This window comes from Alkalimonas delamerensis, assembly GCF_030717955.1.
Classification (GTDB): Bacteria; Pseudomonadota; Gammaproteobacteria; order Enterobacterales; family Alteromonadaceae; genus Alkalimonas; species Alkalimonas delamerensis.
In genome coordinates this window covers 73,799-88,988 of record NZ_JAUZVY010000001.1, presented here as the reverse complement: position 1 = coordinate 88,988, position 15,190 = coordinate 73,799, and the positions used below count along the sequence as shown (strand labels likewise).

The following is a 15,190-nucleotide window of genomic DNA, read 5'->3' as shown; positions in this document are numbered from 1 at the left end:
CCATCACTTGATAACGGTAAGATGGCCTTTCTTTTTGGCGGGAGTTTTGCTTTGCAGCTCTGACTTGCTGTCAGCCTTAGCAGGTGCTGCAGGTTCCAAACTAGGCTCCTGCTCAAAACCCTCATCGTCCTCCAGGGTAAAGACGGTACCAGCACCATTTTCCTTGGCGTAAATTGCCAGCACAGCTCTAACCGGTATGTGCAACGCAAAGGGGTGACCGCCAAAGCGGGCGCTGCAACTGATCACCTCATTGCCCATTTGCATTTGCGCAACGGCGGATGGTGCCAGATTCAGCACGATTTGACCATTTTGCACAAACTGCTGCGGTACCCGGGTCTCCGGGTACTCCGCATCCACGACCAGGTAAGGCGTGCAGTCGTTGTCCACTATCCACTCGTAAAAAGCGCGCAGCAGGTAGGGTCGGTTCGGTGTCATTTCAGACTCCTTTAGCGCGCCGGTACTCGCGTTCGGCATCGGTCAAGGAGGCGAGGAAAGAATCGCGATCAAACAACCGTCCCATGTAGTTCAGCAAGGTTTTACTGCCGGGACCGGATAGTTCAATGCCAAGCTTGGGCAAACGCCACAACAAGGCTGCCATGTAACAATCAACCAAGCCAAACTCTTCACTCATAAAGAATGGGGCTTCATCAAACAGCGGGGCGACGGCCAGCAAACCTTCCGTCAAATCCTGACGGGCTTGTTCGGCATCCTCGTCATGGTTCAGGATCTTCTCGGCCAGTGCGTACCAGTCTTTTTCAATACGGTACATCATCAAGCGAGCCTGACCACGGGCAACCGGGTACACCGGCATCAAGGGTGGGTGTGGAAAGCGTTCATCCAGGTACTCAATGATGATCTGAGCCTGGTAAAGCGACAGTTCCCGATCCAGCAGGGTTGGCAGACTGCCATAAGGATTCACTTCATACAGCTCCTCAGGCAGGTTATCCTGAGTGACCTGGAGAATATCAACACTGACGCCTTTCTCTGCCAGTACGATGCGTACCTGATGACTGTACATGTCATCAGCAGCAGAAAACAGTGTCATCACAGGGCGTTTGTTGGCTGAAATCGCCATGCATTCCTCCGGTTTACAATAAACAGCAAAGGGGCCATCAGGCCCCTGTTATCAAAATAGAATCCAAATCAGATGCTTACTTAACATCTTTCCAGTATTCTTTCTTCAGCAGGTAAGCGAGTACAAAGAAGATGGCCAGGAAGATTAATACCTTCACACCCAGGCGCTCAGACTCCAGCCGATAAGGCTCTCCGGCATACACCAGATAGTTCACCAGATCGGCTACAGCACGGTTGTATTCTTCTTCGCTTAACTCGCCTGAGCCATCGGTGCGAATGCCAACATAGACTTCGGTTGGCTGACCATCGACCAGGCGTGTCTCATAGGCCTTGTAGGGCACACCTTGCAATTCCTGCAACACATGCGGCATACCTACCATCGGGAAAACATCGTTGTCGACCCCGAATGGACGGCTGTCATCCTTGTAGAAGGACTTCAGGAAGGTGTAGATCCAGTTCGGACCACGCACCCGGGCCACGTTGGTCAAGTCTGGGATGGCATCACCAAACCATTCGGCCGCATCGGCTGGATCCATCGCATTGGTGATGTGATCCCCGACCCGCTCGCCGGTGAACATCAGGTATTCCATACCCAGCTCTTCCGGGATATCCAGATCGCGGAAGCTGCGAGCATAGCGTTGGTATTGCATCTGGTGACAAGCCAGGCAGTAGTTCTGGAACAGCTTAAAGCCACGCTGCAACGACTCAGTATCCCGGATATCCACCGGAGCGCGCTCCAGTGGGATATTGGGGCCGGCCGCCAAAGCAACTGTCGAGGCCAACAAAGCCGCTGCTGCGATAATATGTTTCAACATCAGGTCAACCTCTCAGGCAATGGCTTGGTTTTTTCATTCTTGCTGTAGAACCACAACAGGATAAAGAAACCGAAGTAGGTGAATGAGAACAGCTGAGACAAAATTGTGTACAGCGGTGTTGCTGGCAGTACACCCAGGATCCCCAGCGCAACAAAGCTAACACAGAAGTTCACCAGATTCAGCTTGTGCAGGCCACAGCGGTAGCGGACAGAGCGCACCTTGCCGCGGTCGATCCATGGCAACAATGCCAGGGCCAGGATGGCCAGGAACATCGCCACAGCACCAAACAATGGATTCGGAACCGCGCGCAGAATGGCGTAGAAAGGCGTGAAGTACCAAACTGGTGCAATGTGCTCCGGAGTCTTCATCGGGTTCGCTGCTTCAAAGTTTGGTGGCTCCAGGAAGTAGCCGCCGCCTTCAGGCATAAAGAAGATCACGTAGGCGAACAAGAACAGGAAGCCTGCCAGCCCCACCAGGTCTTTCACCGTGTAGTAGGGGTGGAATGGAATGGAGTCAATAATGACTTTCTTACCACCTTTGGTGAAGTTGTCGTGGAACTCAAACTTACTGACGGCTTCTTCCGGTACAGTGCCGTCGTTATCGCGTTTAGTATCAATACCATCCGGGTTGTTCGAACCCACTTCATGCAGAGCCATGATGTGCAGGAACACCAAAATCACCAGCACCAGCGGCAATGCAATGACGTGCAGTGCAAAGAAGCGGTTTAAGGTGGCACCGGAAATAACGTAATCACCGCGGATCCAAAGTGTCAAGTCATCACCTATCACCGGGATAACCCCAAAGATGGAGATAATGACCTGGGCACCCCAGAATGACATCTGGCCCCATGGCAGCATGTAGCCCATAAAGGCTTCAGCCATCAACACCAGGTAAATCAGCATGCCGAAAATCCACAGCAATTCCCGTGGTTTTTGGTAGGAGCCGTACATCATGCCGCGCAGCATGTGCAGATAAACCACCACAAAAAACGCAGAGGCGCCGGTGGAGTGCATGTAGCGCAGCAACCAACCGTACTCAACATCGCGCATGATGTACTCGATGGAGCGGAAAGCACCTTCAGCAGAAGGTTCGTAATTCATCGTCAGCCAGATACCCGTCAGGATCTGGTTGACCAGCACGACGATGGCCAAAGAGCCAAAGAAGTACCAGAAGTTAAAGTTTTTTGGCGCCGGATACTGCGTCATGTGGATTTTCATTTTTTCCACAACAGGCAGACGGTACTCAATCCAATTGATCAGGTTTTTCATCAGGCCGTCTCCTCGTCTTCACCGACCAAAATGGTGAACTCATCCGTGAACATGTACGGCGGAACCTCAAGGTTGGTGGGGGCAGGTACGTTTTGAAAGACCCGGCCGGCAATATCAAAGCGCGAGCCATGGCAAGGACAGAAGAAGCCAGAACGCACACCTTCCGCCTGAGCTGCAAATTCGTTGGGCAAATACGTTGGCGAGCAACCGAAGTGGGTACAGATGCCCACCGCTACAAAGAACTCAGGACGAATAGAGCGATGGCGGTTCTGGGCGTAGTGTGGTTGCTGAGGCTCACGCGACTCAGGATCACGCAAACGGTTCTCGTGATTCGGCAAAGATTCAACCATGTCTTGGGTACGTTTTACAATCCAGACCGGTTTTCCACGCCACTCTACCCGTATCAGCTGTCCTTCTTCCATTTTGCTGACATCTGCACTGACTGCAGCGCCAGCCTGGCGAGCCCGTTCACTCGGACTCCAGGACGCAATAAAGGGAACAGCGGCTCCAATGGCTCCTACCCCGCCCACGACCGATGTTGCAATGGTCAGGAAGCGGCGTCGGCCATGATCGACAGGCGCGTTGCTCATCCACTCATCTCCACATTAACGCTTAAAAACGACGTACTTTAAGCGGCTGTATGCCAGCAATTATTATAAATGAATAAATAACGACGATCATAATGAAAAGCCACGCTTTACACAAGGATTAACCGCCGCTGAATCGCAATAAAAAACCCGACACAAGGTCGGGTTTGGAGGTGTAAATACAGCTTAACGCTTGGAGTACTGTGGACGCTTACGTGCTTTACGCAGACCCACTTTCTTACGTTCAACCTGACGGGCATCACGGGTCACAAAGCCTGCTTTACGCAGCTCTGGACGCAATGTTTCGTCAAACTCCATCAAAGCACGGGTAATGCCGTGACGGATAGCGCCGGCCTGACCGCTGATACCACCACCTTTAACGGTGATGTGCATGTCAAACTTGCCAACCATATCAACCAGCTCCAGTGGCTGCATCACCACCATGCGGGCAGTTTCACGACCAAAGTACTCGTTCAGCGAGCGCTTGTTGATCACAATGTTGCCTGAGCCGGCTTTTAAAAATACACGGGCCGTTGAGCTTTTACGACGACCAGTTCCATAGTATTGATTCTGTGCCATGGGATGCTCCGATTAGATGTCTAAAACTTGCGGTTGCTGAGCAGCATGCTGATGCTCGGCGCCGGCATACACTTTTAACTTACGGAACATAGCACGACCCAATGGGCCTTTTGGCAACATGCCTTTGATGGCTTTTTCCAGCACCATCTCAGGTTTTTTTGCCAGCAGCTTTTCAAAGTTAATTTCTTTGATGCCGCCTGGGAAACCACTGTGCGAGTAGTACATTTTGTCTTTGGCTTTGTTACCAGTAACCACCACTTTGTCCGCATTGACTACGATGATGTAATCGCCGGTATCCACGTGTGGCGTGTACTCAGGCTTGTGTTTGCCACGCAAACGGGCAGCGATTTCAGTTGAGATACGTCCCAGAGTCTTACCAGCCGCATCCACAACATACCAGTCGCGTTGTACGCTTTCTGGCTTAGCAGTAAAAGTTTTCATTGAAATAGTCCAAAACTTACATAGTTACACCTGATACCCGCAGGGCTATTGCGCAGTATCGTGACCGTACCCCTTCGAGTACAAGTACTGCCTGGCTAAAGGGCAGTAAGGCTGTAACGTAGGCCGGGCGCGGATTATAATGCATCTACAACAAAAGATCAGCCCTTATGGTTAAAAAATATCAATTTTTTTCTGCGCAGCGACTTGCTCAAGGAAGATGGGCCCGCGCCAGATACTCGTGTGATTGCATTTCCTGCAAGCGGCTGATGCAGCGCTTAAACTCGAAGCTCAGGATACCGCCTTGGTACAAGTCGTCCAGTTCGGCCTCGGCCGACAAAATCAGGGTAACATTGCGCTCGTAAAACTCATCGACCAGGGCGATAAAGCGCCGGGCGACATCATCATTGTGCTGCCCCATCCGCTTGACACCGGACACCAACACCGTGTGGTAGCAACGGCTAAGCTCCATGTAATCGTATTGACTGCGGGCACTTTCACACAAGGCACTGAAGTCAAACCAGACCACGCCATCGGCTTCATGTCGGGCCAGAATGGTCCGGTTTGCCACTTCAATGGCAGCATTGTGCTGCCGTGGCTCATCCGACAAAGCGTTAAAATACTCCGTCAAATTCAGCTCGGCTTGCTGATCCAGCGGGGCATGAAAAATCTCAGCCTGCTCCAGCGTACGTAGCCGGTAATCAATACCACTATCGACGTTTACCACCACCGTGTATTGCTTGATCAAATCAATTGCCGGTAAAAAACGGGCCCGTTGCAAACCATTGCGATACAAACCGTCCGGCTCAATATTGGAGGTGGCCACCAGGGTAATGCCCCGACGAAACAACGCCTGCATCAGGGTACCCAGCAGCATTGCATCGGTGATGTCGGAAACAAAAAACTCGTCAAAGCAAATGATATCGGCTTCTGCTTTAAAACGATCAGCGACCAGCTCGAGCGGATTGCTCTGGTGCTGCAAGCTTTTTAGCTCTTCATGCACCCGATGCATAAAACGGTGAAAATGCACCCGCATTTTACGCTGCAAAGGCAGGCACTCGTAAAAAGTATCCACCAAATAGGTTTTGCCCCGACCAACGCCGCCCCAAAAGTACAAGCCCATCACCGGCGGTTTGGCTTTTTTACTGAATAACTTTTGCCACAAGGTATCCGGGCAGTGATAGCGCTGCAACAGCTCATCGTACAACCGCTGCAAATGACGAACAGCCTCCGCCTGAGCAGCATCGGGCTGGAAATCCTGACGGGTTAAATCTTGCTGATATTTTTCCTGAGGTGATGGCATACCGGTTCTGCTTGAAATCAAATTATTCAGCCACAATTAAGATGAATATCTTAACATGCCTTACCACTGGAACTGAAAAAATCGGTTACACTTACCTTAAGACCGACGCCAACCGGATTCGGAAATCCTGTTGGCGTCGAAATAAACGTTTTCTTTGATCTGGATGCAGGAGCAAATATGACCCTAACGATGACTTTAGTTTGGCTGGCAGTAGGCTTTGTATCGGGTGGTCTTGTGGCCTGGTTTCTTGCCCTGCGGCAGCACAATCAGAGCCAGTTGCAGCAAGAGCTGACTCAAACCCGCAGTCAACTGGAAAAATACCGCAGCGATGTATCGAATCATTTGGAAACCACCAATGAGCTGATTACCCAGCTGCAGCAAAATTACAGCAAAATCGCCAACCACTTGCAGCAAAGCAAAATGGAGCTGGTAGAAAAACCCATGCTGGAGAAAAAAGCTGAGCCTATCTCCTATCTGTCATCGGATACGGCCAATCAAATCCGCGCTTCCATCCACCAATTGGATGAGCGCAAACCAACCTTCTCCGAGTCCTACGAGCAGCCGAAAGATTACGCCGGTGGCGCCAGTGGCCTGCTGAAGGAAGGCAGCAAAAAAACGGCTACAGCTGAGGGTTAATCGCACACCACTGAACTTTTTTATGCGCTGAGCGTCTTTAGCAACATTCTGAACCATAACTTTTATGCTCAGCGTGTTTGATGGAGAACTGCGTGTATGAAAAAAAGTATCCTTTCTGTTAGTGGCCTGCTTGCCAGCCTGTTTTTAACCGTTGGGCTGGCACAGGCAAACCTCCCATTAGCGCAACTAAGCCAGGGCGAAACCCCAACCCTGGCGCCCATGCTGGAACAGGCCACACCCGCCGTGGTCAACATCTCGGTGCAAGGCAGCCGCGAGGTACGACAGCGAATGCCGGATGCTTTTCGGCACTTTTTTGGTCCCAGAGCACCAGGTGAGTTTCGAGAAGAGCGGCCCTTCCGTGGTTTAGGCTCCGGCGTCATTATTGATGCCGAACATGGTTACATCGTCACCAATGCCCATGTCATTCGGGACGCATCCGATATCGTGATCAACCTGCAAGATGGCCGCACCTTCACCGCAAAAAAAATCGGCGAAGATCCGGAAAGTGATGTCGCTCTGCTGCAAATTGAAGCCAAGGATCTGGTGGCCTTGCCTATCGCCGACTCGGATCGGCTACGGGTCGGCGATTTTGCCATTGCCATAGGCAACCCTTTTGGCCTTGGACAAACCGTAACTTCCGGCATAATCAGTGCACTGGGCCGGGGCAATCTGGGTATGGAAGGCTACGAAGACTTTATTCAAACCGATGCGGCCATCAACAGCGGCAATTCAGGTGGTGCTCTGGTCAATTTACGCGGTGAACTGATAGGCATTAATACTGCTATCTTGGGCCCGCATGGCGGCAATGTCGGCATTGGCTTTGCCATTCCCTCCAACATGATGAAAAACCTGGTCGACCAAATGATAGAGTTTGGTGAGATCCGTCGTGGCAGCCTGGGTATTCGCGGCATTGATGTCACCTCGGAGCTTACTGAAGCGATGGGGCTGTCGGTCACCCAAGGTGCTTTTGTCAATGAGGTCTTGCCCGACTCGGCTGCCGAAGAAGCAGGCTTACGCTCAGGCGATGTCATTGTTGGGATGAATGGCAACCGTATTCTGAATTTCCGCGAATTAAGAGCCAAAATTGCCACCCTGGGGGCTGGCCGCGATGTGCGTTTGTCCGTTTTGCGTGATGGCCGGACGCTGGATATCGATGTCACCCTGCGCCGGGCCGAACAAACCCAGGTGGCTGCCAATGTCATACATCCAATGTTGGAGGGAGCCACTCTGGTGAATGATCAAACTCAGGATGGCAAAGCCGGGGTGCTGATCAGCGAACTGGAACGAACGGCTCCTGCCGGCCGTATTGGTCTGGAAAAAGGGGATGTCATTATTGGCGTCAACCGACAACGGGTCCATAACCTGGCCGAGCTACGCAAAACCTTGCAAGAACAACGCGGTGTGGTCGCGCTGAACATTCAGCGTGGCAATCAGACGCTGTACATCCTGATCCGCTAAACCACATCCACCCAGCAAGCAGTAGCGCCAGGCGCTACTGCTTTTTTCAATTTAATGATATCCTTAGCACATGGTTTCCATCTGCTAAGCGAATGTCAGTGCAAAAGTTTCTGTTATTGCTGCTCCGAAGTACAGCCTATGGCCTGGCACTGGCCTTTGTGTTGTTGCTGCTGTTTCCTCAGCAACTCCGTTTTCAGTGGCCGGCGCTCTCTCAGAGCGAGGCCGAGCTTCAACCAGCCCCGGTCTCTTATGCCCGGGCCGTTCGCAAAGCTGCGCCTTCCGTGGTTAACGTTTATACCCGCACCACTATTTCGCACCCGCGCTCATTGCGAGCCCGCACCATTGAACGGCAAGAGCTCGGCTCGGGCGTCATTATGAGCCCCAAAGGCTACATTTTAACCAATCACCATGTGGTCTACGGTGCCGATCACATTGAGGTCGCACTGCAAGATGGCCGCCTGCTGGAAGCCTTGCTGATAGGGCACGATGAAATCACCGATCTGGCTTTGCTTTATGTCGAAGCCGAAAACCTACCCGCCATACCGCAAGAGCCGCAACTGCAATCCCAGGTTGGCGATGTGGTGCTGGCCATCGGCAATCCATTGAACTTAGGCCAAACCATCACTCAGGGCATTATCAGTGCCAATGGGGTCGATGGCTTAAGCTCACGCGGTTACATCGATTTTATGCGAATGGATGCAGCCATCAATGCTGGCAACTCCGGTGGTGCCCTGGTCAACAGCAATGGCACTTTGGTCGGCATCAATGCAGGCACCTTTCAACGACAGAATCAGGATGTGCAAGGTATTTTCTTTGCGGTACCCTACAAGCTGGCCTATCAGGTAATGGAAAAGCTGATCCAGCATGGACGGGTGATTCGGGGGCATCTGGGCGTTAATGGTGAGCCGGTGATCAATGCTGCCGGTGATCGCTTAACCTCCAGTGGCCAGACGCTGTACGGTGTTCAGCTGACATCCATCAGCCCGCATAGCCCGGCAGCTGAGGCAGGACTGCAGGTCAACGACATTCTACTGGAAATCGATGGCCAGCCCTTGCAAAGCACCCAGCAAGCTCTGAATGTCATTGCCGAAACTGCACCGGATACCGTGCTGAAACTGACCATTAAACGAAACAATGAGCGCCTGGTGATCCCGGCACTCATCCGCGAATTCCGCTAACGCAAACTGGCTTTTGTTTTAAAAAAGCCAGCAAATCACCAGTAAAATTAGCCTACTCGCTCGATGCGTGCACCCAAGGCAGCCAACTTGTCTTCAATCCGTTCATAGCCGCGGTCGATGTGGTAAATGCGATCGACCACGGTGGTGCCATTGGCCACCAGGCCGGCGATCACCAGACTGGCCGACGCCCGTAGATCCGTTGCCATCACTTGGGCAGCGGTCAAATGCTCGGTATGCTGACACAAGGCCGTATTGCCTTCCAGCTGAATTTTCGCCCCCATCCGTTGCAGTTCAGGCACATGCATAAAGCGGTTTTCAAAGATGGTTTCTGTCACAGTACCCACGCCCTGAGCGACCACATTCAATACGGTAAACTGTGCCTGCATGTCGGTTGGGAAGCCTGGATGGGGAACTGTTTTCACCTGCACCGCTTTCAGGGAGCGGCCAGCCATATTCAGCCGGATCCAATCGCTTCCAGTACTGATGTCCGCCCCGGCTTCGCGCAGCTTATCCAACACCACTTCCAGCTCTGCTGGCTGGGTGTTGCGGCAAGTGACGTCGCCACCGGTTACCGCCGCAGCCACTAAAAAGGTGCCGGTTTCAATCCGATCCGGCAGCACCCGATAGGCACCGCCGCCCAGACGCTCGATGCCTTCAATCCGAATGGTATCGGTACCAGCGCCCTCAATACGGGCGCCGAGGGCGATCAGGAAGTTGGCCAGATCAATGACCTCCGGCTCGCGGGCGGCATTCTCGATGATGGTGGTGCCACTGGCCAGAACGGCTGCAGCCATCAGGTTTTCGGTACCGGTCACACTGACCATATCCATCACAATGTGGGCGCCTTTGAGCCGGTCAGAGCGTGCTTTGATGTAGCCATTTTCGACCACAATCTCAGCGCCCATTTTACGCAAACCGTCTATATGCAAATTCACCGGGCGGGCACCAATGGCACAACCACCGGGCAAGGACACTTCGGCTTCACCAAAGCGGCTGAGCAAAGGCCCCAGGGCCAGAATGGAAGCCCGCATGGTTTTCACCAGATCGTAAGAGGCCTTGTGGCTGTGAATAGGGCCGGCATTGATCAAGACCCGATGCCCATCGCGTTCGACGGTCGCGCCAAAATCACGCAGCAGTTTGAACGTAGTATCAATGTCCTTCAGCTCAGGCACATTGTCGATAGCAACCTGACCATCGGACAGGATGCTGGCAAATAAAATAGGCAGGGCTGCGTTCTTGGCACCGGAAATGGTAACCTCGCCACGTAGTTCAGCACCACCGGTCACAAGAAATTGCTGCATAGGTGATTACATCGGTGAGTTAAGTAGTTTTTCTCTACGCCATTGCTCTGGGGTAAAGGTGCGTATTGAGACCGCATGAATGCTGCCATCCTGAATGGCCGCCATCAAAGGCCCATAAATCATTTGCTGTTGCCGCACCCGACTGACATTGGCAAAGCACTCACCAACAGCCCGTACCGAGTAATGCGATCCTTCAGCTTTGACTTCGACTTCAGACAGCTGCAATTGTTCCTGCAGCAGTTGCTCTATTTGTTGAATATCCATGATTGTCCGGTTTTATTGTGCAATGGGTAGCAACTCAAGCACATCACTGACCCTCGCCAGAGAGCGTAGTTGCTCAGGAACCTGCTGCAATTGAACCACCAAGCCCGCCTTGCTGGCAAGTGCTAATTGCTTTAGCAACCAGGCGAGACCCGCCGTATCGATGCTCTGCAGTTCAGAAAAATCAAATACCACGGTGCCGGACAGGGTATTCAGCTGCTGAAATGGCCAATAGTTCAGCAAGGTGTTTCTATCCAGCACGCCCCGAAAGGTCAGCCGCTGCGGTTGCACGTCGATGGTCAGCACCGCTTAATCCTCAGGCTCAGACAACTCGATGGGTTGCTTGGCCCGCTCTTGCAGCAGCTCTGTCACACGGGTCAAGCCTTGTTGCCGGATCATGCTGCCCAATTCAGCGCGCTTGCTGTCCAACAGCGAAATACCTTCGGCGACCATATCAAACACCTGCCAGTATTCGCTGTCACGATGGCGGATCAATTTAAACTCGATGGTAATATCGGGCTTACCAGGGTCAATCACCCGGGTACGAACCGTCGCAATACGACGATTGCCCACATCCTGACCGGATTCCACCACCACCTGCTGATCCCGGTACAAGGTAAAAGTGCCGGCATAGGTTGAAATCATGTATTCCTGAAATGCGCTGACAAAAGCATCGCGCTCTTCTTCAGTGGTATTGCGAATGTGATTGCCAATCACCCGGAAGGCAGCGTAACGCACATCAATGTAGGGCAGTAGCTCCTGATGCACCATGGTACGCAGAATTTCAGGGTTTTGCTGAATATTGTCTTTTTCCTCTGCCAGACGACTGAAGGCATGGTCTGCAACCACAGTGATCATCTGATAAGGATCGGTAAAGCGCTGCACTTCCGCCTGCAACGCGGTGCTCAGCAGCACCGCTGCTGCCAGCATCATTTGGCTTAGTCGTTTAAATGCTTTCATGATTAGTTCCGGTTAAAAAGAAATTGACCAATTAATTCTTCCAGCACCATGGCTGAGCGGGTGTCTTCAATCAAATCGCCATCTTGCAACAGATGCACGCTGTCATCGATAAAACCTGGCTGCAAGCCCAGGTACTGTTCGCCCAACAAGCCCGAAGTCAGAATCACCAGCGAGCTGGTTTCAGGGAAGTTATCGTATTGCCGGCTGATTTCCAGCCGTACTCTGGGAGTGTAGTACTGTTTATCCAGCTCAATGGCCGCCACACGACCAACCACCACGCCGCCCACTTTTACCGGCGAGCGGGGTCTTAAACCGCCAATGTTTTCAAAGTCGGCGTACAGGGTGTAGGTATCGCCGGAGCCGGTAAAACCGGTATTGGCAACTTTTAATGCCAACACCAAAAAAGCGCCAATAGCAAAAGCCACAAAGACACCGACCAAAAGTTCAATTTTCCGAGAGTTCATCTTATCCACCAAACATAAGTGCGGTTAATACAAAGTCAAACGCCAGCACGGCCAAGGAGGCTGTCACTACCGTTTCTGTGGTTGCTTTGGCAATGCCTTCCGATGTGGGAACAGCATCAAAGCCTTTGTGCAACGCAATGGCCATCACCACAAAAGCAAAGACGATACTTTTGATAATGCCGTTAAACACATCCTGATGCAGATCCACATTGGCCTGCATCGACGACCAGTAACTACCGGCATCAACACCCAACCAATCCACACCTACCAGGTGGCCACCCAGAATGCCGACTGCGGTAAAAATAATCGCCAGCAATGGCATGCTGATCACCCCAGCCCAAAAGCGCGGTGCAATAATACGGCGCAACGGGTCAACCGCCATCATTTCCATGCTGGAAAGTTGCTCCGTCGCTTTCATCAGGCCAATTTCGGCCGTCAAAGCACTGCCAGCCCGGCCCGCAAACAGCAAGGCGGTTACTACCGGCCCCAGTTCACGCAGCAAACTAAGCGCGACCAAAGGGCCTAACATGCCCTCGGCACCAAACTTCACCAACACGGTGTAGCCTTGCAGGCCCAGCACCATGCCAATAAAAAGGCCAGAGACCAAAATAATCAGCAGCGACAAGACCCCGACCACATACAGCTGCTTGATTAACAGCGGAAACCCTTTGCGAATATTGGGTTTGCCAAAGACGGCTCCGGCCAGCATCAGTGCCGCCCTTCCCAGTCCGGCAATGCTCTGCAGCGTAGTAGCGCCTAACCGTTGCACTCGATCCAGCAACATCACAACAACTCCATCAATTCATCGGCATAGGGCGCCGCTTTGTAGTGGAAGGGCACAGCGCCATCGGCTTCCCCTTTTAAGAATTGCTGCACCAAAGGCGATTCGTGCTGGCGCAGCTGCTCGGGCGTACCTTCACCAATCACCCGCTTTTCTGCCACCAGATAGACGTAATCGGCAATGCTCATCACTTCGGCAACATCATGCGAGACGACGATGGAGGTCAGCCCCAGGGCATTGTTGAGCTCCCGAATCAGCTTGACCACAATCCCCATCGAGATCGGATCCTGCCCGGCAAAAGGTTCATCGTACATAATCAGCTCTGGATCCAGTGCAATGGCTCTGGCCAGAGCAGCGCGACGTGCCATGCCTCCGGAGAGCTCCGATGGCATCAGATCCCGGGCACCCCGCAAGCCTACAGCCTCCAGCTTCATCAACACCATGGTGCGAATGAGACTCTCTGGCAACTTGGTGTGCTCGCGAATCGGAAAAGCGACGTTATCAAACACCGATAGCTCGCTAAACAAAGCGCCACTTTGAAACAACATGCTCATCGACTTGCGGGTTTGGTACAGCTCGGCCCGACTCATCTTCGGAATCGAGCGCCCTTGAAACAAAATGTCGCCCTGATCAGGCTTAAGCTGGCCACCTATCAGTTTAAGCAGCGTGGTTTTACCGATGCCGCTCGGCCCCATGATCGCAGTGACCTGGCCACGCTTCACCCGCATGCTCATGCCATCGTAGATCAGCCGCTCACCGCGGCTGAATGTCAGATTTTGAATATCCACCATCAAATCGGACAAGGTTTTCTCCATTCATTGCTGCACCGTGCCGGATGCAGTGGCGCACTATACCGATGCCACCTGGCTATTTCAATCGCCAAACCACTATGCCCGTCAGAGCTGTGGGCTGCCTTGCCGAGAATTGTAACAAAATTACCTCAGCAACACCTTCCTATAATTCGTAACAAGTCGTTGCAATCCATCGAATGGTTCAACAAGTTGCGACCAACTTAATGACTGTTCCAGCTGCAGTTAGTTTTGCTTTTCCTGTCAATAAACGGGAAAATGCCCTCACTGGATCCATGCATTAAGGAACAACTGGTGTCTCCGTTAATTGCTGCCACCTTTTTTGTGCTGGTGGGCTTGGTATTGCTGATTTGGAGCGCGGACCGTTTTGTTTACGGCGCTTCATCGATCGCACGCAACCTCAATATCTCTCCAATGATCATTGGCCTGACCATTGTTGCCATGGGCTCCTCCGCACCTGAAATCATGGTCTCGGCTACCGCCGCCTGGCAAGGCCGCCTCGATACTTCTGTCGGCAATGCTTTGGGCTCCAACATCACCAATATTTTGCTGGTGATTGGCGCCACCGCACTCTTAAAACCCATTGCCGTCGCTTCCATGACGGTAAAGCGTGAGTTTCCCTTGCTGATTCTGGTGACACTGCTTGGGTACCTGTTTTTAGCCGACCAAAGCTTAACCCGCGCTGAAGCGCTGATTTTTCTTGGCTGCTTTGTGCTGTTTATTGGCCTGATGGTGTATTGGGGCAAACATGCCCGGCCGGATGACCCGCTGCTGGCCGAGTACGAAGCTGAGCTGCCAGAGCAGATCCCAAGCTGGAAGGCGATAGGCTGGATTTTGTTAGGGCTGGCTTTTCTGCTGGCCAGTTCTCAGTTGCTGGTGCATGGTGCTGTTACCATCGCCAGCCATTTTGGGCTCAGCGATCTTATCATCGGCCTGACCATTATTGCCATCGGCACCAGTTTGCCAGAACTGGCCGCCAGTTTAATTGGCATTCTTAAAGGCGAAGATGACTTGGCGCTGGGCAACATCATTGGCTCCAACATTTTCAATATCCTGGCGGTACTGGGCATTGGCGCCCTAATTGCGCCCGGCGCCATTGACCCCTCTGCAGCCGGCCGTGATAGCTACGTGATGCTGGCCGCTACCTTGGCTTTATTGCTGATGAGCCTGCGGCTGGGTAAACTTCGGCGGATTAATCGGGTCGAAGGCTTTATCTTGCTGGCAGCCTTTATCGGTTACCAATACCTGTTATTTGTCAGTTTCCATTGATGGACTCCC

The 15,190-nt window shown here is 52.5% G+C and carries 19 protein-coding genes; 4 read left to right on the top strand and 15 right to left on the bottom strand.

Annotated features, from left to right (window positions below; translation table 11 throughout):
- Positions 1–3: 3 nt before the first annotated feature.
- The 8 genes from Q3O59_RS00435 to zapE form a co-directional block, all read right to left on the bottom strand.
- The gene (locus Q3O59_RS00435) at positions 4–435 is read right to left on the bottom strand and encodes a ClpXP protease specificity-enhancing factor (protein WP_305943733.1); all 432 of its coding nucleotides are present in this window, start codon (positions 433–435) and stop codon (positions 4–6) included.
- A 1-nt stretch (position 436) separates the two neighbouring features.
- Positions 437–1,075: a stringent starvation protein SspA gene (gene sspA, locus Q3O59_RS00430; protein ID WP_305943732.1), complete on the bottom strand. Its 639-nt coding sequence runs from the start codon at positions 1,073–1,075 to the stop codon at positions 437–439.
- 76 nt (positions 1,076–1,151) lie between these two features.
- On the bottom strand, positions 1,152–1,889 hold the full coding sequence (locus tag Q3O59_RS00425) for a cytochrome c1 (RefSeq protein ID WP_305943731.1): 738 nt from the start codon (positions 1,887–1,889) through the stop codon (positions 1,152–1,154).
- Positions 1,889–3,157, bottom strand: a complete 1,269-nt coding sequence (locus Q3O59_RS00420; protein ID WP_305943730.1) for a cytochrome b — start codon at positions 3,155–3,157, stop codon at positions 1,889–1,891. The genes Q3O59_RS00425 and Q3O59_RS00420 overlap by 1 nt, the downstream gene beginning before the upstream one ends.
- Positions 3,157–3,747: a ubiquinol-cytochrome c reductase iron-sulfur subunit gene (gene petA, locus Q3O59_RS00415; RefSeq protein ID WP_305943729.1), complete on the bottom strand. Its 591-nt coding sequence runs from the start codon at positions 3,745–3,747 to the stop codon at positions 3,157–3,159. The genes Q3O59_RS00420 and petA overlap by 1 nt, the downstream gene beginning before the upstream one ends.
- 183 nt (positions 3,748–3,930) lie before the next feature.
- Positions 3,931–4,323 (bottom strand): 30S ribosomal protein S9, encoded by a 393-nt coding sequence (rpsI, locus tag Q3O59_RS00410; protein WP_228590613.1) that lies wholly within the window; start codon positions 4,321–4,323, stop codon positions 3,931–3,933.
- Positions 4,324–4,335: 12 nt separating this feature from the next.
- Entirely contained in the window at positions 4,336–4,764 is a 429-nt protein-coding gene (rplM, locus tag Q3O59_RS00405; RefSeq protein ID WP_228590615.1) for a 50S ribosomal protein L13, read from the bottom strand.
- Positions 4,765–4,972: 208 nt separating this feature from the next.
- Positions 4,973–6,064, bottom strand: coding sequence for a cell division protein ZapE (zapE, locus tag Q3O59_RS00400; protein ID WP_305943728.1), 1,092 nt, complete (start codon positions 6,062–6,064; stop codon positions 4,973–4,975).
- A 177-nt stretch (positions 6,065–6,241) separates the two neighbouring features.
- Between zapE and Q3O59_RS00395 the strand changes: the two genes are divergently transcribed.
- The 3 genes from Q3O59_RS00395 (at position 6,242) to Q3O59_RS00385 (ending at position 9,336) form a co-directional block, all read left to right on the top strand.
- Positions 6,242–6,700 (top strand): Z-ring associated ZapG family protein, encoded by a 459-nt coding sequence (locus Q3O59_RS00395; protein WP_305943727.1) that lies wholly within the window; start codon positions 6,242–6,244, stop codon positions 6,698–6,700.
- 96 nt (positions 6,701–6,796) lie between these two features.
- Positions 6,797–8,158, top strand: a complete 1,362-nt coding sequence (locus Q3O59_RS00390) for a Do family serine endopeptidase (protein ID WP_305943726.1) — start codon at positions 6,797–6,799, stop codon at positions 8,156–8,158.
- Between the two features lie 98 nt (positions 8,159–8,256).
- Complete coding sequence (locus Q3O59_RS00385; RefSeq protein WP_305943725.1) at positions 8,257–9,336, top strand: trypsin-like peptidase domain-containing protein; 1,080 nt, start codon at positions 8,257–8,259, stop codon at positions 9,334–9,336.
- Between the two features lie 47 nt (positions 9,337–9,383).
- Here the strand turns inward: Q3O59_RS00385 and murA are convergent, their stop codons facing one another.
- The 7 genes from murA to Q3O59_RS00350 are packed head-to-tail and all read right to left on the bottom strand — an operon-like array spanning position 9,384 to position 13,918.
- Positions 9,384–10,637: a UDP-N-acetylglucosamine 1-carboxyvinyltransferase gene (gene murA, locus Q3O59_RS00380; protein WP_305943724.1), complete on the bottom strand. Its 1,254-nt coding sequence runs from the start codon at positions 10,635–10,637 to the stop codon at positions 9,384–9,386.
- A gap of 6 nt (positions 10,638–10,643) precedes the next feature.
- Positions 10,644–10,901, bottom strand: a complete 258-nt coding sequence (locus Q3O59_RS00375) for a BolA family protein (protein ID WP_228590627.1) — start codon at positions 10,899–10,901, stop codon at positions 10,644–10,646.
- Between the two features lie 12 nt (positions 10,902–10,913).
- Positions 10,914–11,204: an STAS domain-containing protein gene (locus Q3O59_RS00370; protein WP_228590629.1), complete on the bottom strand. Its 291-nt coding sequence runs from the start codon at positions 11,202–11,204 to the stop codon at positions 10,914–10,916.
- Positions 11,205–11,207: 3 nt separating this feature from the next.
- Positions 11,208–11,858: an MlaC/ttg2D family ABC transporter substrate-binding protein gene (locus tag Q3O59_RS00365; RefSeq protein ID WP_305943723.1), complete on the bottom strand. Its 651-nt coding sequence runs from the start codon at positions 11,856–11,858 to the stop codon at positions 11,208–11,210.
- A 2-nt stretch (positions 11,859–11,860) separates the two neighbouring features.
- The gene (mlaD, locus tag Q3O59_RS00360; RefSeq protein WP_305943722.1) at positions 11,861–12,322 is read right to left on the bottom strand and encodes an outer membrane lipid asymmetry maintenance protein MlaD; all 462 of its coding nucleotides are present in this window, start codon (positions 12,320–12,322) and stop codon (positions 11,861–11,863) included.
- A 1-nt stretch (position 12,323) separates the two neighbouring features.
- Positions 12,324–13,106, bottom strand: coding sequence for a lipid asymmetry maintenance ABC transporter permease subunit MlaE (mlaE, locus tag Q3O59_RS00355; protein WP_305943721.1), 783 nt, complete (start codon positions 13,104–13,106; stop codon positions 12,324–12,326).
- Positions 13,106–13,918 (bottom strand): ATP-binding cassette domain-containing protein, encoded by an 813-nt coding sequence (locus tag Q3O59_RS00350; RefSeq protein ID WP_305943720.1) that lies wholly within the window; start codon positions 13,916–13,918, stop codon positions 13,106–13,108. The genes mlaE and Q3O59_RS00350 overlap by 1 nt, the downstream gene beginning before the upstream one ends.
- Positions 13,919–14,170: 252 nt before the next feature.
- On the opposite strand from Q3O59_RS00350, the gene Q3O59_RS00345 reads away from it, so the two are divergent.
- The gene (locus Q3O59_RS00345) at positions 14,171–15,181 is read left to right on the top strand and encodes a calcium/sodium antiporter (protein WP_369812332.1); all 1,011 of its coding nucleotides are present in this window, start codon (positions 14,171–14,173) and stop codon (positions 15,179–15,181) included.
- Positions 15,182–15,190 lie beyond the last annotated feature (9 nt).

Coding starts and splice junctions, on each gene's coding strand:
- Q3O59_RS00435 (WP_305943733.1), bottom strand. CDS start 435: ATGACACCGAACCGACCCTACCTGCTGCGCGCTTTTTACGAGTGGATA.
- Q3O59_RS00345 (WP_369812332.1), top strand. CDS start 14,171: ATGCCCTCACTGGATCCATGCATTAAGGAACAACTGGTGTCTCCGTTA.
- Q3O59_RS00390 (WP_305943726.1), top strand. CDS start 6,797: ATGAAAAAAAGTATCCTTTCTGTTAGTGGCCTGCTTGCCAGCCTGTTT.
- Q3O59_RS00395 (WP_305943727.1), top strand. CDS start 6,242: ATGACCCTAACGATGACTTTAGTTTGGCTGGCAGTAGGCTTTGTATCG.
- Q3O59_RS00425 (WP_305943731.1), bottom strand. CDS start 1,889: ATGTTGAAACATATTATCGCAGCAGCGGCTTTGTTGGCCTCGACAGTT.
- rplM (WP_228590615.1), bottom strand. CDS start 4,764: ATGAAAACTTTTACTGCTAAGCCAGAAAGCGTACAACGCGACTGGTAT.
- petA (WP_305943729.1), bottom strand. CDS start 3,747: ATGAGCAACGCGCCTGTCGATCATGGCCGACGCCGCTTCCTGACCATT.
- mlaE (WP_305943721.1), bottom strand. CDS start 13,106: ATGTTGCTGGATCGAGTGCAACGGTTAGGCGCTACTACGCTGCAGAGC.
- Q3O59_RS00365 (WP_305943723.1), bottom strand. CDS start 11,858: ATGAAAGCATTTAAACGACTAAGCCAAATGATGCTGGCAGCAGCGGTG.
- murA (WP_305943724.1), bottom strand. CDS start 10,637: ATGCAGCAATTTCTTGTGACCGGTGGTGCTGAACTACGTGGCGAGGTT.
- zapE (WP_305943728.1), bottom strand. CDS start 6,064: ATGCCATCACCTCAGGAAAAATATCAGCAAGATTTAACCCGTCAGGAT.
- Q3O59_RS00420 (WP_305943730.1), bottom strand. CDS start 3,157: ATGAAAAACCTGATCAATTGGATTGAGTACCGTCTGCCTGTTGTGGAA.
- mlaD (WP_305943722.1), bottom strand. CDS start 12,322: ATGAACTCTCGGAAAATTGAACTTTTGGTCGGTGTCTTTGTGGCTTTT.
- sspA (WP_305943732.1), bottom strand. CDS start 1,075: ATGGCGATTTCAGCCAACAAACGCCCTGTGATGACACTGTTTTCTGCT.
- Q3O59_RS00375 (WP_228590627.1), bottom strand. CDS start 10,901: ATGGATATTCAACAAATAGAGCAACTGCTGCAGGAACAATTGCAGCTG.
- rpsI (WP_228590613.1), bottom strand. CDS start 4,323: ATGGCACAGAATCAATACTATGGAACTGGTCGTCGTAAAAGCTCAACG.
- Q3O59_RS00350 (WP_305943720.1), bottom strand. CDS start 13,918: ATGGAGAAAACCTTGTCCGATTTGATGGTGGATATTCAAAATCTGACA.